Annotated in this window: 13 protein-coding genes; 1 reads left to right on the top strand and 12 read right to left on the bottom strand. The window is 73.0% G+C overall.

Going from position 1 to position 25,399, the window contains the following annotated elements:
* Positions 1–12 precede the first annotated feature (12 nt).
* Genes C9F11_RS36545 through C9F11_RS36515 form a run of 7 tightly spaced genes read right to left on the bottom strand, consistent with a single transcriptional unit; the run spans position 13 to position 9,089 of the window.
* On the bottom strand, positions 13–1,227 hold the full coding sequence (locus C9F11_RS36545; protein WP_138963820.1) for a cytochrome P450: 1,215 nt from the start codon (positions 1,225–1,227) through the stop codon (positions 13–15).
* Positions 1,228–1,256: 29 nt separating this feature from the next.
* Entirely contained in the window at positions 1,257–2,066 is an 810-nt protein-coding gene (locus C9F11_RS36540) for a thioesterase domain-containing protein (RefSeq protein WP_138963818.1), read from the bottom strand.
* Positions 2,063–3,355 carry a cytochrome P450 gene (locus tag C9F11_RS36535; protein WP_138963816.1) on the bottom strand — a complete coding sequence of 431 codons (1,293 nt, stop codon included), beginning with the start codon at positions 3,353–3,355 and terminating at the stop codon, positions 2,063–2,065. Before C9F11_RS36535 ends, C9F11_RS36540 begins: the two co-directional genes overlap by 4 nt.
* Positions 3,352–5,175, bottom strand: coding sequence for a non-ribosomal peptide synthetase (locus C9F11_RS36530; RefSeq protein WP_138963814.1), 1,824 nt, complete (start codon positions 5,173–5,175; stop codon positions 3,352–3,354). Before C9F11_RS36530 ends, C9F11_RS36535 begins: the two co-directional genes overlap by 4 nt.
* Positions 5,172–5,933 (bottom strand): hypothetical protein, encoded by a 762-nt coding sequence (locus C9F11_RS36525; protein WP_138963812.1) that lies wholly within the window; start codon positions 5,931–5,933, stop codon positions 5,172–5,174. The genes C9F11_RS36530 and C9F11_RS36525 overlap by 4 nt, the downstream gene beginning before the upstream one ends.
* Complete coding sequence (locus C9F11_RS36520; protein WP_138963810.1) at positions 5,926–7,749, bottom strand: non-ribosomal peptide synthetase; 1,824 nt, start codon at positions 7,747–7,749, stop codon at positions 5,926–5,928. Before C9F11_RS36520 ends, C9F11_RS36525 begins: the two co-directional genes overlap by 8 nt.
* 47 nt (positions 7,750–7,796) lie before the next feature.
* Positions 7,797–9,089, bottom strand: a complete 1,293-nt coding sequence (locus tag C9F11_RS36515; RefSeq protein ID WP_138963808.1) for an MFS transporter — start codon at positions 9,087–9,089, stop codon at positions 7,797–7,799.
* Between the two features lie 433 nt (positions 9,090–9,522).
* Between C9F11_RS36515 and C9F11_RS36510 the strand changes: the two genes are divergently transcribed.
* Positions 9,523–10,224 carry an SDR family NAD(P)-dependent oxidoreductase gene (locus C9F11_RS36510; protein WP_138963806.1) on the top strand — a complete coding sequence of 234 codons (702 nt, stop codon included), beginning with the start codon at positions 9,523–9,525 and terminating at the stop codon, positions 10,222–10,224.
* A 197-nt stretch (positions 10,225–10,421) separates the two neighbouring features.
* Here C9F11_RS36510 and C9F11_RS36505 read toward each other — a convergent pair whose 3' ends face one another.
* Genes C9F11_RS36505 through C9F11_RS36485 form a run of 5 tightly spaced genes read right to left on the bottom strand, consistent with a single transcriptional unit; the run spans position 10,422 to position 25,359 of the window.
* Positions 10,422–11,189, bottom strand: coding sequence for an alpha/beta fold hydrolase (locus C9F11_RS36505; RefSeq protein ID WP_138963804.1), 768 nt, complete (start codon positions 11,187–11,189; stop codon positions 10,422–10,424).
* Positions 11,186–14,131, bottom strand: coding sequence for a type I polyketide synthase (locus C9F11_RS36500; protein WP_138963802.1), 2,946 nt, complete (start codon positions 14,129–14,131; stop codon positions 11,186–11,188). Before C9F11_RS36500 ends, C9F11_RS36505 begins: the two co-directional genes overlap by 4 nt.
* Before the next feature lies 1 nt (position 14,132).
* On the bottom strand, positions 14,133–15,359 hold the full coding sequence (locus C9F11_RS36495; protein WP_212767860.1) for an MFS transporter: 1,227 nt from the start codon (positions 15,357–15,359) through the stop codon (positions 14,133–14,135).
* A complete protein-coding gene (locus C9F11_RS36490) occupies positions 15,356–22,015 on the bottom strand; it encodes a non-ribosomal peptide synthetase (RefSeq protein WP_138963800.1) in 6,660 nt (2,219 codons plus the stop codon). Before C9F11_RS36490 ends, C9F11_RS36495 begins: the two co-directional genes overlap by 4 nt.
* The gene (locus tag C9F11_RS36485) at positions 22,012–25,359 is read right to left on the bottom strand and encodes an amino acid adenylation domain-containing protein (protein ID WP_171075953.1); all 3,348 of its coding nucleotides are present in this window, start codon (positions 25,357–25,359) and stop codon (positions 22,012–22,014) included. Before C9F11_RS36485 ends, C9F11_RS36490 begins: the two co-directional genes overlap by 4 nt.
* Positions 25,360–25,399 lie beyond the last annotated feature (40 nt).

Below are 25,399 nucleotides of genomic sequence, written 5' to 3'. Positions count from 1 at the left end.
GGCGTCGCGGGCTCAGCGAGCCGCGGGGGCGGGCAGCAGCACCGGCAGCGCACGCGGTCCACGGAGCATGGGCCCGTACGTCCACACCACCTCGTCGAAGGGCACGGCCAGCTCGATCCCGTCCAGGCGGCGGAAGAGGATGTCGAGGGCGATCTCGCCCTCCAGACGGGCGAGGTGGGCGCCCAGGCACAGGTGGGCGCCGTGGCCGAAGCCGAGGTGGCCCGAGCCGCCGCGGTCGGCACGGAAGGTGTCCGGGTCGGGGAACCGGGCCGGATCACGGTTGGCCGCGGCGAGCGACACGAGGAGCGCGTCCCCCTTGCCGATGCGCACCGCGCCGAGGTCCAGGTCCTCCTTGGCGTAGCGGTACACCGTGGACTGGACCGGGGCGTCGTAGCGCAGCAGTTCGTTCACGGCCGACTGCCAGGTGATGCTTCCCTCACGGACCGCCGCCAGCTGGTCCGGGTGCTGCAGCAGCCGGTAGACCGCCGTGCCCAGGAACTGAACGGTCGTCACGTGTCCGGCGCCGAGCACCGACAGGATCATCGCCGCGAGTTCGTTGTCGTCGCGCAGCTCGCCCGTCTCCAGGCCCCGGACCAGGTGGGTGCCGACATCGGGCCCGGGATGGGTGCGCTTGTACGCGGCCAGCCTGGCCGTGTACTCGAGGAGTTCGCCCAGCTTGTCCACGTCCAGCGGGTCGGTCAGGCCCGTGTGGTAGAAGAGGTCGAGGCAGTGCGCCGGGGACTCGCGCTGCTCCGGCGGGATCCCGAGCACCTCGTGGATGATCGCCACCGGCACCGGCAGCGAGAAGTGCTCGACGAGGTCGCAGCTCTCCAGGCCCGCCATGGTGTCGAGGGCCTCATCGGTGATGCGGACCATCATGTCCCGCATCCGCTCGACGGCGCCCGCGCTGAACGCACCCGCCACCAGGCGCCGCAGCCGGGCGTGTTCGGGCCGGTCCAGGTCGAGCAGCCCGCGTGCGGGATCCCACTCACCGCTGCCGAAGGCACCCGGCGCGCCCGCCGAGTTGCGGTCGTCGTTGCTCAGGCGCGGGTCGGTCAGGCAGGCGCGGGCCAGGTCGTAGGAGGTGACCAGCCAGGTGGTGCCCTGGCGGTGGGGGGTGTAGACCTCGCTGACCGGCGCGTGCTCACGCAGCCAGGCGTAGTTGGCGTAAGGGTCGGGGTCGCCGGTCTCCTTGAGCGAGCCGGACACATAGGGGTCGGATGCCATGGGTTCCTCTCTTCCGGTCGGCTCGGTGTTCACTGGGCCGCTCTCGCGGCGACCGCGTCGGCCAGGTCCGCGGCGAGCACCTCGACCAGCGGGCCGGGGGCGCGCAGGAAGGCGTGGTGGTCTCCCGGCAGCACCGTGCGCGCGCACCGCCCCGCGGGGGCACAGTCCTCCCAGCCGGTCATGCGCTCCGGTGCGACCTCCTGGTCGTCGCGCCAGCCGAGGGGGCGGATGCGCGTGGGCAGCACGACCGGCTCGGGGGTGCGGTAGGCGCGGTTCGCCGCGAGGTCCGCGTTCATGACGCCCAGGCCCAGGTCGATCAGGTCCGGCACCGGCTCCGAGCCCATCACCCTGGTGAGGCGCTCCAGTTCGCCGCGCAGCCCCGTCTCGTCCATGGTGAGGTAGCGGCCGTAGGGGCCCTGGTGCGGGGCCACCTGGGAGGACATGAAGAGCACGTCGGGGACGGGCATGCCGAGCTCGGCGAGGCGGTGCGCCGTCGCGAAGGCCGCGAGGGCTCCGCCGCAGTGGCCGAAGAAGCCGAACGGCCGGTCGAGGTGGGGCAGCAGGGCCGGCGCCAGGTCGGCGGCAAGCGCCTCATAGGTGCCGAAGTGCTCCTCCCGCACCCGGTTCTCACGGCCCGGCAGCTGGATGCGGCACACTTCGGCCGGTCCCACCCGGTCCGGCCACTTGTTGTACATCGACGCGCCGGTCCCCGAGTACGGGAAGCAGAACAGCCGGGCGGGGGCGTCCGCCGCCGGGGTGCGCAGCAGCCAGCGCTTCTTCTTCGGCGGTCTCTGCGGTGTCTGCGGCTTCTGTGGTGTCTGTGGTGTCTGTGCGGTCATGCGACGGCCTCCGGGCGCGGCAAGGGCGCGTGGGCGGCCAGGACTTCGGCCGCGCCGTCGCGCAGGACGGCGGTCACGGGAAGGGAGCTGATGCCCGCCACGAAGTTGGACTTCAGATGGCGGACCGGCCCCGCGGGCCGGAACTCGGCCACGAGCCGGACGATCTCCTGGAACATGACGCGCAGCGCGATGCGGGCCAGCGGCGCGCCGATGCAGTAGTGCGGTCCGAAGCCGAAGGCCACGTGCCGGTTCGGACTGCGGTCGACGGCGAAGCGGTACGGGTCGGGGAAGACGGAGGCGTCCCGGTTCGCCGAGCCCAGCCAGGCGACCACGGCGTCGCCGCGAGCGATCCGCACACCGTTCTGCTCGGTGTCCGCGACGGCGTACCGCATGAAGTGGTTGGCCGGCGAGGACCAGCGCAGCCCCTCCTCCACGGCGCTGGTCACCAGGGCCGGTTCGGCCAGGAGGCGACGGTACTGATCAGGGTGCTCCATGAGGGCGAGGACGGTCGCCGCCAGGGCGTGCGGGGTGGTGACGTTCGCGCCCAGGAGCAGGCTGTAGCAGTTGTACACCAGCTCGTCCTGGCGCAGCGGGCGGCCGTCGGGCTTCATCCGGAGCAGGAATCCGGTGAGGTCGTCGCCGGGCGCGGCGGAGACCGTGCGCACCCGCTGCGCGAAGTACTCGAACAGCTCGTGGTGGGCGGAGAGCAGCGTCGTGTGTCCCCCGCCCGCCTCGAACGCCGGGTCCTCGGGGGCGACGGCCATCGTGGTCAGGTGGGCGAGCCGGGCCCAGTCCTCCTCGGGCAGGCCCATCAGCGCCCCGGTGAAGGCCATCGGGAAGGCCGTGGCGGCCTGCGCCAGGTCCAGCGGCCCTGTGGCGAGCGGCGCGAGCAGCCGCAGCACCACCTCGCGGATGCGTGGCTCCCAGTGCGCGAGGGCGCGGGCCGACAGCGCCTTGCCCATCGGCTCGCGCAGCGCGGTGTGCACGGGCGGGTCGCTGGCCGCCATCATCAGGCCGCCGGCCGGGTCGGAGGAGCCCAGGATGGACAGCAGCGTGCCGCGCTGCGAGGTGTACCGGGTGTGGTCGCGCAGCACGTCGTTGACGTCGCGATAGGAGGTCACCGACCAGAACGAGCGGCCGTCGGGCAGGGTCTGGCGGTGGACCGGCTCCCGCTCGCGCAGCGCGTGCCACAGGGTGTGCGGGTCGCCCGAGGCGTACAGCTCGGGGTCCGCGAGGTCGATGGTGTCGAGCGCGATGTCCGCGGTCGCCGCGGGGCTGCCGATCCTCATCGGGCGCTCTCCCTCAACTCGGCGCTCAACTCGGCGATCAGCTCGGCGAGTTCGGCGACCGTGGGGTTCTCGTAGAAGGACCGGGCGGTGACGAACACCCCCTGGACCTGGCCGATCTCCCCGGTGATCGCGGCGGCGACGAGCGAGTGTCCGCCCACTTCGAAGAAGTCGTCGTCCACACCGACCTGGTCGATCCCAAGCAGGTCGCACCAGAGCTGCGCGAGCCACTGCTCCAGTTCGTTCTCGGGCAGGCGCAGCGGCACGTCGGTCTCGGGCCGGGCGCGTTCCCCGCGTGCCGCGAGGGCGCGCCGGTCGACCTTGCCGGTGCTGCCCAGCGGCAGGCTGTCCAACTGGACGAAGGAGCCGGGCACCAGATGGGCGGGCAGTTTCTCGGCCAGGGCGCGCCGTATCCCGGGTAGCTGTAGCGGCTGCTCCTGCTTGCCCGTCACGTACGCGACCAGAGCGCGCTCTCCGGTGGGTCCGGTACGGGCGACGACCGCACTGTCCCCGACGCCGGGCAGCTCGCGCAGCGCCGCCTCCACCTCGCCGGGTTCCACCCTGAATCCGCGGATCTTCACCTGGTCGTCCACGCGCCCGTGGAATTCCAGGACCCCGTCCGGCCGCCGCAGGGCCAGGTCGCCGGTGCGGTACAGGCGGGCGCCCGGCATACCCGAGAACGGGTCGGGGACGAACCGCTCTGCGGTGGCCGCCGGAAGGCCCCAGTAGCCGTGGGCGACACCCCTGCCGCCCGCGTACAGCTCCCCCACGGTTCCGTCGGCCACGGGGCGCAGCCGCTCGTCGAGCAGATGTGCCTGGGTGCCGGGGATCGGGCGCCCGATGGGCACCTGCTGGGCGGAGACCGGTGCCGCCATGGCGTGGCAGCACGTGAACGTGGTGTTCTCCGTCGGGCCGTAGCCGTTCACCAGCGTCAGCCCGGGGAAGGCCGCGAGCATCGCGTCGACGTGCCGGGGCGAGAGGACGTCGCCGCCCGCGAGCAGCCTGCGCACTCCCGCGAGGCGCGGGTCGGGCCGCTCCGCGACCAGGTGGAACAGGCCCGCGGTGAGCCACATCGCGGTGACCCCCTCCGCCTCGACGACCTCGGCGAGCCGTTCCGGGGTCACCTCACCGGCCGGGAACACCGCGAGGCGCGCACCGTTCAGCAGGGGCGCCCACAGCTCCAGCGTCGAGGCGTCGAACGCGGCCGGTGCCAGGTGGAGCACCACGTCCCCGGGCCCGACCGGCAGCACGTCACTGTCCTGGACCAGGCGCAGTACCGCACCGTGCGGCACCAGCACGCCTTTGGGCTCGCCGGTGGTGCCGGAGGTGTAGGCGAGGTAGGCCGCGTCCTGGTCGCCCCCCGGCGGGACGGCCGCGGGGGCGGTGCCGGCCGGCATCTCGGCGAGGTCGAGAGAGTCCAGGTACACCGGCTTGGCCTCGGCGAGCAGTTCGGCGGGCGCTTCCGTACGGGTGACCAGCAGTCCGGCGCCGCAGTCGCGCAGCAGCGACGCCGACCGTACGGCGGGCTCGCCCGGGTTCAGCGCCACGTGGAATCCGCCGGTCTTCAGCACCGCGAGCAGGGCGATGACCAGGTGCGGTGAGCGTTCGATGCGGACGCCCACCGGACGGCCCGGCCCGGCGCCGAGATCGCGCAGCTGGGCAGCCACCGCGTCGGCCGCGGCGTCCACCTGCGCGTACGTCAGGACGGTGCCGTCGCAACTGAGGGCCGGGGCCTGCGGGGTCGCACGGGCCTGAGCCGTGAACCGGCCGTGCACGGTGGCCCGGCTGTCGTCCCGGATCACGGAGCCCTGGTGCTGGTTCATGCCGTGTCCTTTCCTGGCGAGTTCGAGACGTGGGTGCCGGAGTCGGCGAGCGCGGTCCAGGTGGCGGTCGCGCTCGCCAGGAGCTGCTCCGTGGCGTCGTACAGGGCGCTGTCGACCCGCAGCAGCCGCCCGCTGAGGGCACCGCGCCTGGCCACCACCACGCACGGCTCACCGGCTCGCGGCGCGCGCCGCACGACGGCGGTCATCCGGCTCAGGAGACGGGGGCGGGCCAGCGGGTCGTCGGCCCAGCCGCCGGGGCAGTCGAGCGCGCTCCACACGAGCTCGTCCGGGACGGGGAAGCCGTCGGCGATCCCCTCGGCGGCGGGAGTCCAGGGGGTGGCCACGGTGTCCGGCACGCCGTCCACCGGCCCCGGGGCCAGGGCGAGGCCGTCCCGGGCGGGACGGCCGTGCCCGCACGCGAAGCAGGTGGGGAACGGGTGGCCCGCGTGCCCCGCGAAGCGGTCCGCGGCAGCTCGCGCGGTGGCCGGGTCCACGGAGGGCGGTGGATCGACGGGGGCGCGGCCGGGCGCCACCGTGGCGATCAGCCGGGTGCCGTGGGTGACCGTGGACCGTCGCGGGCCGGAGGTGAAGGTCAGCGGCTCGTCCAGCGGGGTGGGCTCGGTCAGGGTCACGGTGACGGTGGCGCCCTGGTGGGGGGCCGCAAGGGCGGCGAACCGGCCGGAGACGTATCCGCCGTGCCCGGAGTCGGGCGGTCCGTTGTAGCGGGCCGGGATCCGGAGTTCGTGTCGCTCAGCCAACGCCGGCGCCTTCCCGTTGGGCGACGGCCTCGTCCACGACGGCGGCGAAGCGCGCCAGGGTCGAGGCGCGGAAGACCGCGCGGGCGGGCAGCCGCACGCGGAATCCGGCCCGGACGCGGGCGATCAGCCGCATGGCCAGGAGCGACTGTCCGCCGAGGGTGAGGAAGTCGGAGTCGCGTCCCACGCGTTCGACCCGGAGCAGGTCCTGCCACATCTGGGCGATGGTCTGCTCGGTCTCGGTGCGCGGGGCCTCGTACGGCGGCTCCTCGGATGCGCCTCGCGGGTGGTGCGCGGCCTGCCGGGCCAGTGCGAGGCGGTCGATCTTTCCGCTGGTCAGCCGGGGCAGGGTCGGGTGCCGCCGGTAGCTTTCGGGGAGGGCGGCGGAGACCAGGCGCTGGGCGAGGAAGTCGCGCAGGTCGGCGTCGTCGGGCGCCTTCTCGCCCGTCACCAGGTGTGCGGCGAGGCGGACGCCCTCGTGTTCGGGGTCCTCCACCGCGACCACGGCCGCCTGGCTGACGTCGGGGTGCAGCAGCAGGGCGTGTTCGACGTCGGAGGGCTCCACGCGGACCCCGCGGATCTTGACCTGGTGATCCACGCGGCCGAGGAACTCCAGTGCTCCGTCGGGCCGTTCGCGCACGAGGTCGCCGGTCCGGTAGAGCCGGCCGCCGGGGGCGCCGTACGGGTCGGGCACGAAGCGCTCGGCGGTCGCGGCGGCGGCCCCCGCATACCCCCAGGCCACGCTGGCACCGCCGATCAGCAGCTCACCGGCGGTCCCGGCCGGGACCGGGGCACCGGCCTCGTCGGCGACCACGGCGTGCACCCCGTCGAGGGGGCGGCCGATGGGCATGGCGTCCAGCGCCTCGTCCCCGGGGGCGATCTCGTGGGTGAGGACGTCGATGCACGTCTCGGTGGGGCCGTACTGGTTGAAGATCCGGGCACCCGTCAGGTCCAGGACCTGCCGGATCAGATCGCCGGGCAGCCGCTCGCCCGCGATCAGCAGATAGCGCAGCGAGGCCAGGGCCGCGGCTCCGCCCTCGGAGGTGAACTCGCGCAGCAGGGAGGGCACGGAGTGCATCACGGTGACCCGGTGGCGGTCGAACAGCGCCGCGAGCTCCTCGGGTTCGGCCTCAAGGCCGTCGGGGGCCACGAGCAGGGTGGCACCGAAGCACAGGGGCGCGAGCACCACCCAGAACGAGCAGTCGAAGACCAGGGATCCCCAGTGGACGACGGTGTCGTCGGGGCCGATGGGGTAGCGGGTCTGCCCCCACAGGAAACGGTTCTGCACGGCGCTGTGCGGCACCTGCACCGGCTTGGGCCGCCCCGAGGAGCCCGAGGTGTGCAGCACATACGCGAGGTCCGGGAGGTCCGGACCGGGCGGCGGCGCCACATCCGGGGCCCCGTCCACGGCCAGCAGGCCGTCCAGGCGCAGCGCGTCGGGGAAGAGCTCCGCCCCGTCGGCGTCGACGAGGACGACGGCGGGCGCGAGCCGCGTCACGTTCTCGCGTACGGCCGTGGCGGCCTGGCGCACGTCGAAGGGCGCCACGGCGGCTCCGGAGGCGAGGGTGCCGACCAGAGCGAGGACCTGCTCCGTGGACCGCCCGGAGCACAGGGCCACGGTGTCTCCCGGCCCGATCCCCTTGCCGCGCAGGACGTGCGCGACCCGGGCAGCGATCGCCACCAATTCCGCATAAGTGAAATGGCGCATTCCGTCGGTGAGGGCCACCGCGTCGGGACGGCGCACCCGTGTCTCAGATATCAGGTCCCATACTGTCGGCTCTTTTTGGGCAAGGGCATGCGAACGCTGCACAGTCACCATGAACCCCCGTTTCGGGAACTGTGGCGGAAAGGAGAAGAAGAGGTGGGTCAGGTCGCCGGTACGTCCGATGTACTGGACTCGGCGGATTCCGCGGAGTTCTCCGCGGCGCTCTCGTTCCGATCCGCATTCGGCGCGTGCAGATTGCGTACGGCCGGCAGCATGAGCACCACGGAATTAGCGAGGATCTGCCAGCCGACGCCGATGGCCAGGATCAGGCCGATGCTGGTCTGTTCCGCCAGCGGACCGGCGAGGGCGAGCCCGACAGGACCGACCGAATAGGCCCCGAAGGTCACGTACGACATCACCCGGGACAGGCTGTCCGCGGGCACGTGCTGCTGGATCGTCGTCATCCAGAGGCTGTTGAACACCGCGCTCGACACGCCGGCCGCGAGGGCCGCGGCGCACACCGTCCACAGCGGGGCGCGGACGGCGAGGGCCGCCGAGGGAGCCGCCCACAGGAACGTGATCAGTGTGGTCACGACCAGCGGGCGCGAGGGCCGTCGGCCTAGCAGCAGCAGACCGCCGAGCAGCGAGCCGCCGCCGAAGGTGCCGACGATCAGCCCCCAGGCCTCGGACCCGCCGTAGCTGCGGCCCGCCGAGACGGGGCCGAGGACCAAGTAGGGCGCCCACACCAGCAGGTTGAACAGAGTGAACTGGAGGGTGACGGTCCACAACCACGTGTGGGCCGAGAAGGCCCGCCATCCGGCCCGCAGTTCGGCCACCATGGAGCTGCCGCCGGAGTCGGGCGCCCGGTTGCCGGCCCGCAGCATGAGCAGGGCGCCGACGCTCACCACATAGCTCAGCGCGTCCACCAGCAGAACCGTGGCCGCCGAGGTGACCGCGACCAGGACGCCCGCGAGCGCCGGACCGCCCACGCTCGCGGCCGACTGGGCCATCCCCAGCAGGGAGTTGGCCTCCGGCAGCCGGTCCTTCGGGGCGAGTTGCGGCACCAGACCGTCGAACGAGGGACGGAACAAGGCCTCACCGACCCCACCGCAGGCGGCGAGGGTGAGCACCACCCACAGGGGCACGGGCCCGATCAGCAACAGCACGGCCAGGGCGCCCTGGCTGAGGGCGCGCACGGAGTCGGCCACCAGCATCACCAGGCGCCGCGGCAGCCGGTCGCCGAGCACCCCGCCGCCGAGGAGCAGCAGCACCATCGGCACGATGCGCGCGGCGAGGACCAGACTCAGGTCGGTGGGTGATCCGTCGTTGTGCAGGACCGCGAACGCCAGCGCCACGGATGCCATCGACGTACCGAGGTTGGACGTGACGTAGCCGACGAAGAAGACGGAGAAATCACGGTCCCGAAATACCGCGAACCGTTCTCGAGACCCCATCAATGGCCGGTCCCGGCCGATAGGGGAAAGGAACCCTGCGGGGTGACTGCTCGCACTGACACGAAAGCCTTTCGTGTGGCGGACAACTTGTGGCCCGAACGGCTGTGTGGCGGACAACTTTTGGCTTGAACGACCGGAGCCTACGTATCGTCGTCGACCGACGTCAACCAAAAACATCCCTGTTCGTAGCAGCGGTGGGACACAGGGTTGCCGCCTGTGCGGTGCGCCGCACGGCGATAGCGATGGCCGAAGAGCACACAGCGGGGCACGCGGACTGCGCACACCTGGCGGCCACTTCCACACCACGGGCGCGGATCGGCGGCCGGGTCGGCAGCCGTTCGGCCCGCCCCGGGTCAACTCACGCTCCACCGGCGACGAATCCGGTGATCGGGAGGGTGGTCACCACCGGATGCGTGAGGCAAGATCTGCGGGCATGGCGAACCCCATAGCTGTGGTGACCGGTGCCAGTAGCGGGATCGGGCTTGCTTCCGCCCGCCGTCTGGCCTCCGACGGATTCGACGTCGTCGTCGCGGCGCGTCGCCTCGACAGGCTCGAAACCCTGGCGAAGGAGATCGGAGGGCGAGCGATCCGGCTGGACGTCACCGACGCCCAGTCGGTCGCGGAGCTGGCCGAGTCGGTGTCGGAGTGCAAGGTCCTCGTGAACAACGCGGGATGCTCCCTGGGAGTGGACCGGATCGCGGACCTCGATCCGGAGGCCTGTCTGCGCATGTACGAGATCAATGTCCTGGGCACGATCCGCGTCACGCAGCAGCTGCTGCCCGCGCTCCGGGCGAGCGGCGACGCGAGGATCGTGGTGATCACCTCGCTGACCGGGTACCAGACCTATCCCGGTGCCGCGGGCTACGCGTCGGCGAAGTACGGTCAGGTGGCGGTCGCCGACACCCTGCGCAAGGAGATGCAGGGAACGCCCGTCCAGGTGATCGAGATCGCCCCCGGCCTGGTGCGCACCGAGTTCAACCTCGTGCGGTTCGGCGGCGACGAGAAGAAGGCCGAAGAGGCGTACGGGGAGATCCAACCGTTGAGCGCCGATGACGTCGCCGACTGTGTGAGTTGGGCGGTGGCCAAACCGGCGGGCGTCAACGTTGAGTTGATCAAGGTGTTGCCCAACTTCTGAGCGTGGTACGCCCGCACTGCGGCGATCATCGTTGTTCTCCCCGAGGCATGAGGAAGGCGCCTGACCGGGGCTTCTTCCGGTCAGGCGCCTTCCTTGCGGTCACCTCGGTCACCTCGGTCGCCCTCGGGGAGGGCGCGGTGGAGGGTCGTGTCCCAGAGCCGGTTCCCCGGTTCCTGCCCGAGGCGATGACGAGGTGGCTAGGACGGGCAGTCCTCGGCGGCTGCTTCGTGGATCAGCGGGCCGAGTACGTCGAAGATGTCCGCGTGCCGAAAGTAGAAGTGGCCGCCGGGGAATCGGTGCGTACGGAAGCCACGGGTGGTGTGGTGCCGCCACTGTTCGACGGCCGACAGGGATACGGTGTCGGCCTCGCCGTAGAAGGCGTCTATCGGCACCGCCAAGGGGTCCTCGGCGCGGGGCCGGTGGGCGTCCAGCAAGGCGAAGTCCGAGCGTATCGCCGTCAACGACATGGCCATGAGGTGCGGATCGGCGGACACGTGCTCGGGAATGCTGTCGTACGACTCGTTCAGTACGCGTATCAGTTCGTCGTCCGGCAGGGTGTGCCACGGGGCCCGCCTCAGGTGCGTGCCGGGTTCCGCGTGGGCGGAGACGATGAGCCGTCGGGGCAGTGCGCGGCCGCGGGCGCGCAGGGCCCGCGCCGTCTCGAAGGCCACCAGTGCTCCCAGGCTGTGCCCGAAGAACACGAAGGGCGGCTCGAACTCCGTCTCGTCCAGCAGCGCGGTGACCAGATCGGGCAGCCGGGTGACTGAAGGTTCGCTCACCCGGGGGCCGCGGCCCGGTGGGCAGATGCCGTACACCTGCACTCCGGGCAGCTCACGGTCCCACCGCACGTACTCGCTGGGCAGTCCCCCGGAGTGCGGAAAGCAGTACAGACGTACCAGCGGTGGCTGTTTGAGCGGTCTCCCGACCGTCCACGGGCTGCGTACGGGTGCCAGTCGGCCGGTCATGGCCGTGCCTCCTCTTGCTGGGTGCCGGCGGCGATGCGCTCCTCGATGAGGCGGGCCAGCCGGCCCGCGTCGCCGCTCCTGATGATGTCCGCGACAGTGACGGCGGCCGGGAACTGCGCCCGGGCCCAGGCGGCGACCTTGGTCGCGATCAGCGAATCACCGCCCAGGTCGAAGAAGTTGTCCTCGGGCTCCACGTCCGGTAGTCCAAGAGCCCCGCCGAAGGCGTCAAGCACCGCTTCGAGCACGGTGGGACGGGGCGCGTGGGCGTCCTCCGTACGCCGGGGCGGCGCGGGCGTGGGCGCCGTCGGTGCGCCGGTGCCGTCGTCCTCGCCCGCCAGCAGGCGCGTGCGCTCGAAGGGGTAGGTGGGCAGGGGGACCCGCCGGTGCCGCTCGTCGTCGTGGAGGGCTCGGATGTCGACCTGCCCTCCGGCCGCCCAGATCTGTCCTACCCCGGTCAGCAACGTGGCCACGTCCGCCGCCTCCTCCTTGGGGTGCGGCGTGAGCACCACGATCGGCTGGTCCGCGTCCCGGCCGGGATGCTGCCGGGCGAGTGAGGACAGCGCACGCCCCGGACCCAGATCCACCAGCACGCTCTCCGGTGCGCCGAACAGCCTGGACAGCACGGCGTCGAAGCGCACCGGCCGCCGCAGGTGCTCGGTCCAGTAGGACACCGACGTGACGTCCGACGGCCCGGTCCAGTCTCCCGTCGTGTCGGAGAGGAAAGGGACCTCCGGTTTGTGCAGCGGCAGTTCGCGCAGGAACTCCGCGAAGGCGGGCAGGATCGGTTCGGTCAGCGGGGAGTGCCCGGCGGTCGAGATCCGCAGCAGCCGCGTCTCCACTCCGCGCCCGCTCTGCTCCTCGACGAACCTCCGCACCCCTTCCGCAGGACCGGACACCGTGCACTGCCCGGGGCCGTTGACGGCGCCGACGCTCAGCCCGGGCGGCAGCAGCCCGACCACATCGGCGTACGGCAGCCGTACGGCGGCCATGGCACCGGCGGGCACACTGGCAAGGAGCCGTCCCCGCTCAGCCACCAGGCGCACGGCGTCCGGCAGGGTGAGGATCCCGGCCGCGCAGGCCGCCGCGTACGCGCCGAGGCTGTGGCCGGTCACCGCGTCGGGCGTCAGCCCCCAGGAGCCGAGCAGGCCGGTCAGCGCGTACTGCACGGCGAACACCGCGGGTTGTCCCACCGCGATGTCGGCGAGCCGGACGGACGCCGCGGCCACGTCCTCGCCCTCGGCGAACAGGGTCTGCCGCAGATCGGCCCCCAGCGGGGCGGCGGCCAGCTCCGCGACCTCGTCGAGATGACGGCGGAAGACGGGTTCCTGCGCGTACAGTTCGCCCGCCATGCCGACGTGCTGGCCGCCCTGGCCTGCGTAGAGGAAGACCACCGGGCGGTCGTCGCGGTGGGCGGTCCCCGTGCGCACCGGCCCCGCGCTCGGCGTGGCCGCCGCTTCGCCGGTCTGCCGCACCACCACGACCCTGCGGTGGGCGTGGTGGGTCCGGCCGGCCCGGAGCGTCCAGCTCACGTCCGCCGGGGCCACGGCGGGATGCTCGGTGAGGAAGCCCGCAAGGCGCTCGACCGCGGCATCGGCCGCGGCGGCGGTCTTGGCGGAGACGGGCAGCAGCACATGGCTTCGGGAGGAGGCCGTCGGCTCGCGCCGCGGCGGCTCGGCCACCACCGCGTGGGCGTTGGTGCCGCCGACGCCGAGCGAGTTGACGGCCGCGATCCGGGGACGCCCGCCGTTCTCCGGCCAGGGCACGGTCGTGGCGTTGACCTGGAACGGGGAGTCGGCGAAGTCGATCGCCGGGTTGGGCTCCTGGAAGTGCAGGCTGGCCGGCAGGACACCGTGCTCCACGGCGAGAGCGGCCTTGATCAGACCGGTGACTCCGGCCGCCGCGTCGCTGTGACCGAGGTTGGTCTTGACCGAACCGATACGGCAGTAGCCGCGCCGGTCCGTGGTCTGGCGGAAGGCCTGGGTCAGGGCCGCGATCTCGATCGGGTCGCCCAGAGCGGTGCCCGTGCCGTGTGCCTCCACATAGCCGATCTCGTCGGCCCCGACATCGGCGACGGAGTGTGCCGCCAGGACGGCGGCCGTCTGTCCCGTCACGCTGGGCGCGGTGAAGCCGATCTTGTCCCGCCCGTCGTTGTTGACGGCCGATCCCCGGACGACCGCGTGGATGTGGTCGCCGGCGGCCAGTGCGTCGGCGAGCGGACGGAGCACCACGATGCCGGCGCCGCTGGCGTTGACCGTGCCCGCCGCCGACGCGTCGAAGGCACGGCAGTGCCCGTCCGGCGAGAGGACCCCGCCGGGCGTGTGGCGGGTGCGGGGCGGGGTGGCGAGCACGGCGGTGCCGCCGGCCAGCGCGATGTCGCAGTCACCCACGAGCAGCGCCTGGACGGCGACGTGCACGGCCACCAGCGAGGTGGAGCACGCCGTCTGCACGGACACGGCGGGGCCGTTCAGGCCCAGCTTGTAGGCGAGTCGGCCGCTGAGGAAGTCGATGTCGTTGCCGTGGCTGATCTGCCAGTCGTCCACGAACGGCAGACCGTCGCCGAGGGCGCGCAGACGCTCGCCGTAGCGGGTGCTGGCCCCGCCGACGAACACGCCGGTCAGCGGCCGGTCCGCGTTGCCGTATCCGGCCCGGTCGAGCGCCTCGTGCGCCACTTCCAGAAGCACCCGCTGCTGCGGGTCGATGATCAGCGCGGACCGGGGCGGGTAGTCGAAGAACGGTGCGTCGAAGTCGGCGGCCCGCTCGACGATCCCGTACGCGGGGACGTAGTCGGGCTGGTCGGGCGGGGCCAGCTCGGGCAGCGGGGTGAGCAGCTCCCGTGCGGCGCACAGGCTCGCCCACAAGGCGTCGACATCCGCCGCGCCGGGGAACCGCCCGGCCATGCCGATGACCGCGACGAATCCGTCTTCTGCTGCTGTACTGGACATCTCAGCCTTCCGATGCGGTGACGGCGCGGGCGGGGTACGCGCCGAAGACGAAGAGGAGCGTCGCGGCGGTCTGTACCGCCACCGTCGCGGCCAGGGCCGTGGTTACCCCCGCGGCCTGCGCGGTCGCTCCGGCCAGGACCCATCCGAGTGCTCCACCGGACAGTGCGGCCGCGGTGGCCACGGTCAGGGTCTCCGACCGGGTCGCCGCCGGGACGCGGGTGAGGCGCACGGAGACGATCGGTGCCGCCGACAGGCCGTTGAGCAGCCCGACCACGGCCAGACAGCCGATCAGCTGCCCCAGGGTCAACGGCGCCAGGAGCACGGCGAAGGCCAGCCCCAGCGCGACGCGTCCGGCCACCGCGAGGCGCTGGGCCGACGTGACCCGCAGCGCGGGATGGAGCAGGAGGGTCCCGAGGATCGCACCGCCGCCGAACGCGGCGAGCAGGACTCCGGCCACGGACGGAGCGTCGTGGTGGCGGGCCAGTGCCAGGAGCGGCAGCAGCGCGAACAGGGCCTGCCACGCCGTCTCGGCCAGCGCGAGCCCCAGTGACCAGGCCCCCAGCAGACGGTCCCGGAACAGCGCGCGCACGCCTTCGGCCAGCGCGGGACGACGCCGGCCGGGCCGCTCGGCAGCGTCCGCCGGCAGGCACCGCCACACGATGACGGCCGACAAGGCGAAGCTGGCGGAGTCCAGCAGCAGCACGCCGGGCGCCCGCACGGCCGACACGAGCACCCCGGCGGCGGCGGGACCGACGAGCATGGCGAGCCGCGTGGCCGCCTGGAGGGCCGCGTTGGCGCGGCTCAGCAGTGCTTCGTCCCGGCCGAAGGAATCCAGGATCAGCTGCTGGCTGGTGAGGTAGGGCGCGGTGCACCCGCCCACGACGAACATGACCGCCATCACCAGGGGCAACGGGAGACAGTCGTACCGGTGGAGCAGGGGCACCAGGGCCAGCAGCGACGCGCAGAGCAGGTCAGCGGCCAGCATGGTGCGGCGCGGCCCGAACCGTCCGGCCCAGTTGGAGCCGACCACACCGAGCACCGCGATGCCGACCCACTGGGCACCCATGACCAGGCCCATGTCACCGGCCGAACCAGTGGCCTCCAGCACGAACCAGGGGATGGCCACCGCGCTGAGCTGGGTGCCGGTCATGGAGGTCAGTTCGGCGGCCACGAGACCCCGCAGCGCGGGCTGCCCGCGAAGCTGCGGCACCGCCGCCTCGACGCTCACGCGGTACGCCCGTCGGGCTCGGCCCCCGCGCGCGGCAAGGCCGGGACGGGACGGTCCAGGAGGGTCGGCAGGCCCGTCAGCAGGCGGCCCAGCAGGGCGGCGAACTGCTCCGTGCGCGCCCGGGCCACTTGGTCGCCGCGGTGGGCCACACGGGCGGACAGGCGGTCGCCGCACTGTACGAACGAGATGGTCAGAGCCGTCTTGCCGATGTAGTCGACGTCCTCACGCGACATGTCGACGGGGGCCAAGGGGCATCCGCCCAGGGTCCGTTCCCGCTCCGGACGCACCTCGAAGGCCAGCGCGACGTCGCCCCAGGGGGTGTGGCCCGGCCGGCGTGGCGGCGCCAGCCGGGCGACGACGTCGGCGAACGACACTCCGGAGTGCGCCAGGGCGTCGACCACGGTCGAGCGCACCGCGAGCACGACGTCGAGCACCGTGTCGTCGCCGCCCTGACGGTGGCGGAACACCACCGTGTTGAGCAGTGGGCCGATCACATCGGTGTACTCGGCCCCACGGGTACTCGTCTCGCTGGTCAGCACCAGGTCCGACCGGCCGGTCCACAGGTGCAGCGCGAGCAGGGTGGCGGCGGACGCGATCATGTACGACGACAGGCCGTACTCGGCCCGCAGCGGCCGCAGCGCCGCGCTCAGACCGGCGGGCAGCGGAACGTCGACCGCTCCGTTGGGTTCGGGCTCGTCGGGCCCGGGAAGCTCCAGCCGGTGGGGCGCGCCGGCCAGTTGACGCTCCCAGTAGTCCAGAGAGTCCTGGTGGTCGGGGCCGCAGCGGACCCGCGCCGCGGCCGTGGCGACGTCGGCGTACTGCGGCAGTCCCCGGCCGGCGGCAGCGTGCGGCACGGCGTCAGGCGCGTCGGCCAGCTCGGTCAGGGCCCGTACGATGCCCTGCCCGAGCTCGGCGGCGCCCTCCCCCGCCACGTGCGTCCCCTGGTGGGCGAGGAGGGCGGTGACACCGCCGTCCTGCTCGGCCACGGTCAGCGTCAACGGGAAGGCGGTGCCGCCGGCCCACACGGACTCGGCGATGAAGGGCTTCAGCGTGGCGTCGCCCAGCGGTGCCGTGCGGTCGTCACGCAGGTTCAGGTTCAGCAGGACGTCGGCGTACGGCGTCCGTCCGGGCAGGCGCGAGGGGGCCAGGTCGCGCACCACCTCCTCGAAGGGGACGTCCATGTGCTCCATGGCGTCGAGCAGTTCGGCACGGAACCGGGCGAGGTACTCGGCGGGAGTCGTGCCGGGGGCGAGGTCCGAGCGCAGCACCACCGTGTTGAGGAGGGGACCGAGCACGTCCTGGGCGCCCGTGCGGGCTCGGTCGGTGACCGGCACGGCGAGGGTGAGCGTGGCCTGTCCCGTCCACCGGTGCAGTGCGGTGCCCAGGGCGGCGCCGTAGAGCATGAACCAACTCGCCCCGTGGGTCTCCCGGATCCGCTTGAGCCGCTGCGTCACGGCCTCCGGCAGGTCCACGCGGACCACGCCGTCCGGCTCCCGGTGCGGCTGGGGCGGGAGGTCGAGATGGGCGGGGGCGTCCGAGAGGCGGGAGCGCCAGTGGGCGAGGCCCGCCGCGCCGCCGGTGGTCCGCCGCGGCTCGTGGGAGGCGGCCTCACGGTACTGCCGGGGTGGCGGCGGGGCCGTACGGCCGTCCCTGGCGGCGAGGTAGTAGCGCTGAAGTTCCGACAGCAGTACGGGAATCGATCCGTCGTCGATGACGAGGTGGTGCAGACACAGCAGCAGGGCGTGGCCGCGGGCGCCGAGGTCGGCGAGGGCGGCCCGCAGCGGTTCGCCTCGTGTGAGGTCGAAGCGCTGTCCGGCCGCCTGGTCGAGCCACGCGGTGAGCGCCGTGTCGGCGTCGGGCGCCGTGCTCAGGTCGAGCCGCCGCAGCTCCGGCCGCCAGGGCGCGACGGTCCTCTGGTACATCCCCTCCGGGTCGGCGACGAAGGCCGTGCGCAGGATCTCGTGCCCGGCCACCAGGTCGGCCAGGCTCTGTTCCAGTACGGCAGGGTCGATCCGGCCGGTCGTCGTCCAGGCCAGGAAGACGTTGTGGGCACGTCGTTCCTCGGACAGCTCCGCGAGCAGCAGGCGCTCCTGGAACGCGAGGAGGGGCTGCCCGGGGCCGGCGGCCGGCGCGGGCGCGGGCGTGTCGGGGCCCGCGGCGGCGCCGTGGGCGTCGAGGTACGCGGCCAGATCGCTCAGGCGCGGACGGTCGAACAGCTCCCGCATGCCGGGCCGTGTCCCGAAGACGCGCTCCAGCCGTCCCAGCAGGCGGAAGGCGAGCAGTGAGTGGCCGCCGAGGGCGAAGAAGGAGTCGTCGGGGGCCACGTCGTCGACATCGAGCAGCTCGGACCAGAGCGACGCCAGGATCCTCTCGGTACGGCTCGCGGGTCTCGTGCCTGGTCCGTTGGGGGCGGGGTCCGGCGCCGCGGCGGTCTCGGCGAGCGTGGCGGCCGTCTCCCTCAGCGTCGGTACGTCGAGCTTTCCGTGAGAGGTCAGGGGGATGTGGTCGACCCGCCGGAAGACGGACGGGACCAGGTGGGCGGGCAACCGCTCGGCGGTGTGGCGGCGCAGTTCGGCGGCGGACACCTCGGCGGACAGCCGCACCGTGGCGACCAGCCGGTCCCCGTCGGCGAGCACCACCGCCTCGGCGACCGCGGGGTGGCTGCGCAGGTTCGCCTCGACCTCGCCCGGCTCGATGCGGAAGCCGCGCACCTTCACCTGGTCGTCCGCGCGGCCGAGGTACTCCAGGGCGCCGTCGGGCCGGTAGCGCACGAGGTCGCCGGTCCGGTACAGGGTCCGGCCGTCGACCGGGGACTTCACGAAGCGTTCCGCGGTCAGCTCCGGCCGGTTGAGATAGCCGTCGGCCAGGCCCGCTCCGCCGATGTACAGCTCGCCCACCGCTCCGACCGGCAGCAGCCGGGAGCCGGTGTGCCGGTCGAGCACCAGCAGCGTCGTCGTCGGCAAGGGGGTGCCGATGACGCTGGCGCCGGTCTCGATGTCCGTCGCGTCGACGGTGTGCACGCTGGCGTACACGGTGGTCTCGGTCGGGCCGTACATGTTGACCAGGCGCACGTGGGGGAATCGGCGCGCCCACTCCCGGAGGGTGGCGGGGCGCAGCGCCTCACCGGCGAGGATGACGTGCCGCAGACGGCTCAAGGCGCCGGAGGGCGCGTCGAACGTCAGCAGACGGGAGAAGGCGCTGGGCGTCTGGCACGCCACGGTGACGCCCTCGCGCCGCAGCAGCTCCCAGAACAGCCAGGGGTCGTCCACCTCCTCGTCGGTCGCGACGACCAGACGTCCGCCGTGGGAGAGGCAGGCGAACATCTCCCACACCGACACGTCGAAGGTGTAGGCGTGGAACATGGTCCACACGTCCAGTCCCGAGAAGGAGAACGGGAACCGGTCGTTGCGCAGCAGCCGCACGAGGTTGCGGTGGCTGATCACGACTCCCTTGGGCACGCCGGTGGTGCCCGAGGTGTAGATGCAGTAGGCGGGGGTGTCCAGGGACACCACCGGCAGGCCGCACGTGTCCGCCTCCGCGGTCACAGCGGTGTCGAGGACCACACCGGTGAAGTCGCACAGCCCTTCGTGGCGGTCGGTGTCCTCGGGGACCAGGACCCACCGGACCTCGGAATCCGCGAGGACCAGCCGGACGCGCCCGGCCGGATACGCGGGGTCGAGGGGGAGGTAGGCCGCCCCGGCCAGCAGTACGGACAGCACGGAGACGACCTGCTCGGCTCCGCGCGGCAGCAGCAGCGCGACCAGGTCTCCCGGGCGGACTCCGGCCGCCACGAGTCCGCGGGCCCGCTGTTCGGCACGGTCGAGCAGGTCGCCGTAGGTGACGTCGTGTCCGTGGGCGGTGAGGGCGACCGCGTCGGGGCGGGCCGCCGCGCGCTGCCGGACCAGGTCGGTGACCGGGGTGTCGGGGTACCGGGCGGCGGTGTCGTTCCACACGGCGGTCTGTGTGTGCCGTTCGACGTCGGTCAACGGTTCGGCGGCCGCCAGGGGTTGTTCGGGGGCCTCGGTGAGGGCAGTGACCATCCGGACGTAGTGCTCCGCGGCGGCGGCCATCTGGTCGTGGTCGAACCGGCGCGTGTCGAACACGAGTCGGCCGGTGTGGCCGCCGTCGGCGGGGCGGAGCACCAGATGGACGGAGGGAGGGCCGGGCACGGCCGGTGCGTCGGCGTACGAGAACGCCGCGGCGGCCGCCGGGGCCGGGTCCACCGTACGGGTGCGGACGTCACGCAGCAGGTCGGCGAAGGGCTTCGCCGCAGCGGGCCGCAGCCGAAGGACGCGGCCGTCGGCGGCCACGGGCAGGTCCTGCCGACCGGTGTACCAGCCGAGCAGCGCGGCCCAGGAGGCGAGGAGCACGTCGCGGACGGTGCTGCCCGCGTCCCGCGCGGCGGCCGCCAGGGCGGGGGTGTCGGCCACGGTGAAGGTGATCTCGCCGTGGCCCGTCCCGGGCAGCTCGGGCCGCCGCACCGGCAGCTCCAGGGCCTCCGGCGGCGCGACCGGTTCGGCGTGCGCCCGGCGAGCGGTGTAGGCCGCGTCGAGGTCACGCAGGAAGACGTCCAGGGAGGCCGCGTCCCACACCAGGTGGTGCAGACAGAGGAAGAGGACCTGGTCGCCTCCCACGTCGAGGAGCGCGGCGCGCAGCAGGCGTCCGGACTCCGGCAGGAACTCGCGGTGGGACTCGGCGTACAGCCAGTCGTCGAGCTCCTCCGCCGTGGCCGCGCCCAGGTCGACGCGGGTCAGCTCCGGCTCCCACGGCTCCTCCACCACTTGCCACAACTCGTCCCCGCGCTGCCGGAAGGCGGTGCGCAGGATCTCGTGGCGGGCCACCACGCCGGCGAGCGCGTGCCGCAGGACGTCGGCGTCGAGGCCGCCGCCCCTGATCCGCCAGGCCATCGGCACGTTGTAGAGCACTTCGTCCGGTGCCATCAGTCCGGCCAGCCACATGCCGTACTGGGCACCGGAGGCCGGGGCCTCCCGGCCCGGAGGCCGCGCGGGCGGCACGGGCGGCACGGACGCCGCGGACGGAGGGAAGACGTGGTCGGTGAACTCGTCGAGGTAGGGGTGGTCGAAGAGGGCACGGATCGAGACGTCGGTGCCGAAGCTCTTGGAGACGGCCAGGACGAGTGATTCGGCCAGGAGCGAGTGACCACCGAGCTCGAAGAAGGAGTCGGCGGGCGTGATGTCGTCGACACCGAGCACATCGCGCCAGACGGCGACCATGTCGTCCAGACGGCCGTTCTCGGCGGGTTGCTGGGCCGCAGCGGCGGGCACCGGCAGCGTGGTGGCAGACACCGGCGCCGCGGTGGCAGACACCGGCGCCGCGGTGGCGGGCGGCACGACCGCGCCGACGGCCACCGCGCTCACGGGCCGTCCCGGATCCGCGGCGATGTCGCGCAGCATCTCCAGGTAGTCGGCCGCCATGGCGCTCACCCGGGTCGGTCCCACGGCACCGGTGGGGTCCTTCCACAGCAGGTGGGTGCCTGCGCTGTCCTCGCGCACCATGAGGGCGAGCGGGAACCCCGCGCTGCTCTCCATGCCCAGCAGGCCGAGCCGGGCGCGGGAACGCTCGGTGCGCAGTTCCACGTGCTGCACATCGACGCCGTCACGCAGCCCGGCGTGCCAGAACTGGAACACCGTCTGGAGCGTGTCGGCCTGCGCCCGGGGACCGGTCGCCCCGGTGGCGCGGAGAATGGCCGGCAGCGGCAGGTCGCCGTGGGCCATCGCCTCCTTGACCCGCTTGCGCACCCGCAGGGCGAGCTCGGCGTAGGTGTCGCACGCGGCCACGTCGATCCGGACGGGCAACGTGTTGACGAAATAGCCGACCGTGTCCTGCACCGCCTCCAGGGTCCTGCCGTGGAAGGGCACGAACACCAGGACCTCGTCGGCTCCGCTGTGCCGGCGCAGCAGGGCGCAGTAGGCCGCGAGGAGGACACTGGTGTAGCTCACGCCGAGGGCGCGGGCCTGATCGCGCAGCAGACCGGCGAGGTCGGGCGGCACCTGCCCGTCGAGAGCGACGTACTGCGGCTCGTCGACGGTGGCGGGCAGGGCGAACGGCCGGGCCGTGGGCCGCAGCGCCGTACGCCAGTAGTCGCGGTGCGCGTCCCCCTCGGGGGAGTCCGCGAGCCGACGGGACCGTTCGGCGAAGGCCCGCTGGGCGGCGACGTCGCTGCCGGGCGTCAGCCGGTCCCCGGCGTACGCACGCGCCAGCGCGTCGATGGTCACCAGCGCCGACGCCCCGTCGTGGACGATGTGGTGCACCGCGACGAGCAGCACGGTCCAGCCCTGGCCGCGGATCACGTCGACGCGTGCCAGCGGCCCCTGCCACAGGTCGAACGGCCGCTGCCACACGCTTCGCACGGCCTCGTCGCGGTCCAGCGTCGTCTCGTGCTCGCACACCGGGATCGGCGGGGCGTCCGCCCAGTCGAGCACCGGGCCGTCGTCGGTCTTCACGATGCGGCCGCGCAGTTGCGGATAGGCGTGCCCGACCGCCTCGACCGCGGACCGCAGGCGCGTCGTATCGAGGTCGCCGCTGACCGCGTACGGCGTCGGAATGATGTGGATCCACTGCTGCGGATCGAGCCGCCAGGCCAGCCACATGGCCTCCTGCCCGACCGACAGGGGCACTTGCTGAGGGGTGGTCACGTCGTGCGCTCCCTGTTCCTGTCGCTCTGGTCCCGGTCGTCCGGTGACCCGATGGCTTCCTCGGCACCGGGGTGAACAGCTGCTGGTCCCGCCGGCCACGCCGCGGCGGCCTGGGCACAAGGGGCGGCGTCGGGGGTGTCCAGCCGGTGCAGCAGGTCCGCCACGCGGTGCCGTGCCTCGGTGCAGTGAACGTCGGCGACGGGAAGGGCCGCGGAGTCACCCGCCTCCGCCGAGGTGGCCGCGCGGGCCAGGACCAGGGCGCAGACCATGAGTTCCCGGGCGACGCCCGTGAGCCGGATGAGCGTGGGCTCGTCCTCCAGCAGGGCGTCCTTGTCCTGGTGCGTCCGCGCGAGCGTCAGACAGCGCCGCCCGAACGCGTGCACCTGATCGGCCACCCATCGCAGATGTCCGGCGTTGCGTCCGGTGAGCCGTGGATCCGCCAGGTCGCCCGGGGCGGTCGGTGACATCAGCTCGTCGGCCTGCGCGGGCTCGGGGTAGTAGTAGGACAGGATCGACATGCGCGCTATCCAGTTGTCGATCTGGAAGTCCACGCCTCCGGACACGCGGACGCTGCGGATGTCCCGCATGAGCCGCTCCAGCGGCCAGGCGGGCACTCCGCGCCGCGCCTTGCTCGCCGCGGTCTCGTATCCCTCGGCGGCCAGCAACGCCATGGTGCGGTCGACGACCTGCCAGCTCAGCAGCGAGACCACGTTCTTGGCCATGTTCTGCTCGAAGCGCACGTTGAGCGCCGTGCCCTGGTCCTCCGGCAGCAGGCACCACTGGCACACCGTCTCGATCGCGAAGGTGTCGGCGAGGGTCTGCGCGACCCGTGCCTGGATCTCGCGGTGCTCGCCCAGCGGGCGCCCGTCGATCGTGCGCCGGTTCACGAACTCACGGCTCCAGGCGGTGCAGAGCCTGGCCGCCGCGAGCGAGGGCGCGCCCTGCATGTGCAGGCGTCCCCGGGTGACGAGGCGGCTCGTCGTCTGCGTCATCCGCACCTGGTGTGCGGTGTCCGGCTCGACCAGCATGTGTTCCCGGGGCACCCGGACGTCGTCGAAACGGAACCATCCGTTGGGAAAGCCCCGGATGCCCATGTACTCGTGCCAGACCCCGGCGCTCACACCGGGGGCGTCGGCGGGCACGAAGAACTCGCGCACCACGTCCCGGCCGTTCTCGCGGACCGTGGCCGAGACGCCGACGAGCTCCGCGACGGGCGCGTGGCCTGCGAACAGCTTGACGCCGTTGAGCAGATAGGCGGCACCACCGTCGACGGGGGTCGCCGTCGTGCTGCGTGCCTGGTTGCCGGCGCCTTCCGGCTCGGTGTCCGCGCTGGCGCTGAACCGGCCGGCCGCGGCGTGCTCCCGCACCAGGTCGCGCAGCGCCGCCGGGAGCGGCAGCGTGGCGAAGGCACCCGCGCCCAGGGTGTTCTCCAGGGCGAGCGACATGGCCACGGGCATGCACCCGCGCGCCGCCGCCTCGACCACCCGGAAGAGGTTGAAGTGCGACAGCGCGTGGCCGTCGGCACCGGCGTCGGCCTGGAGCCGGAAGTACCCGCGCTTGGCGAGCTCCGGCAGGAAGTCCTCCGGCAGCCGCCCCTCCCGGTCCGCCAGGTCGGGGTCGATCCGGTCGTGCAGCAGGGCCGACAGCTCCTCGACGAACGCGTCTCCGTGTGCCCGGTCGGCCGCCGTCTGTGCCGGGAAGTCCCGGATCAGGTCCCAGCGGAACCGGCCTTGGTACAACTCCTCCAGGAATCCGGCCCGTTCGGGGTCGCTGATCGCGTTGCGCGTGGGCGGCGGCACGGGGGCTTCCCTGCCCTGCGGCCCGCGCTCGGCGAGCGCGCGTCGGTCGGTCTTGCCGGAGGGGTTGAGCGGCAGCTCCGCGAGCCGTACGAACCGGCTGGGCACCATGTGTCTGGGCAGCGCCCCGGCGAGGTGTCCGGTGAGGCTCGCGGCGGTCACGTCCTCGTCCGCGACGTAGTAGGCGGTCAGCATCTGCCCGCCGACCCGGCTGCTCCCGCACACGACGGCGGCGTCCCGTACGTCCCGCAGGCGGCGCAGGGCCGTCTCGATCTCCCCCAGTTCGATACGGAAGCCGTTGATCTTCACCTGGTCGTCGGCGCGGCCCGCGAAGCAGAAGACGTCGTCGGCGGTCCGGGTGGCGAGGTCGCCGCTGCGGTAGTGGCGGCGGGGGCCGCCGGGCGGGAGCGTCAGCGTCCTGAAGCGCTCCGCGGTCAGTTCGGGAAGGCCGAGGTATCCGGCCGCGACTCCGGCCCCGGCCACCCAGATCTCGCCCGTCTCACCGGGCCGGACCGGGCGGGCCTGCTCGTCGAGTACCGCGATCTCCCAGCCGTCCAGCGGTCTGCCGAGGTCGCGGTCGAAGCCGGTGGACGCGGGTGCGTCGACCTCCTCGGGCGTCAGGACGCGGGAGCTGACGAACACCGTCGTCTCGGTGATGCCGTAGGTGTTGACGAACTCGCAGTCACGGCTGACCGTCTGCCGCCACCGCCGGATGTCACCGGCGTCGACCGACTCCCCGCCGAAGATGATCCGCCGCACGCCCTCGGGGCGCGGTTCCTCCTTGCCCGCGGCGGTGACGAGGTGCCGGAAGACCGACGGCACGATGCTCACCACGGTCGCCTGCTCCCGCACCAGCAGGTCCACCGTGGCGCGGGGGGACGAGGCGACGTGCGCCGGCACGACCACCAGGCATCCGCCGGTGGCCAGCGCCCCCCACATCTCCCACACGGAGAAGTCGAAGCTGTACGAGTGGAACAGGGTCCACACGTCGTCGGGGGTGACGGTGTGGCGCGCGCAGAACGACGTCACCATGGCGGCGACGTTCGCGCACGGCACCTCGACCCCCTTGGGGCGACCGGTCGTTCCGGAGGTGTAGATCACGTAGGCGATGGCCCCGGGGTCCGCCGGGACGTCCGCGGCGGGTTCGGCGGCGTCCCCGGCGGAGGGCGGCGCCGCCGTCCGGTCGAGGCGCAGCTCCGGCACACCGGCGAGGGCCTCGGGCAGGTCCTGATCCGAAATGATCAGGGACAGCGCGCTGTCCTCCGCCACGAAGCCGAGGCGTTGCGCGGGATAGGCCGGGTCCAGCGGGACGTACGTGTGACCGGCCGCGGTGACGGCCAGGACGCCGGTCAGCACGTCGGCCGTGCGCCGCAGGTGCAGCCCGATCCGCTGTCCCGGTGCCGGGCAGTGGTGGCGCAGCGCGGCGGCCAGCGCGGTGCTGCGGCGCAGCAGCTGCCCGTAGGTGAGCGATCCGTGTTCGTCGCGGACCGCTGTCCGTTCGGCGTTCAGACGTGCCTGCCGGATGAATAACGCGTACAACTCGTTCAAGGGGGTGTACCAATCGTCGTGAGGGGGGCGCGGGAGCGCG

This window comes from Streptomyces sp. YIM 121038, from assembly GCF_006088715.1.
In the GTDB taxonomy this organism is placed as follows: Bacteria; Actinomycetota; Actinomycetes; order Streptomycetales; family Streptomycetaceae; genus Streptomyces.
Note: the sequence above shows the minus strand (reverse complement) of the source record. Positions and strands in the feature narration are given on the sequence as shown.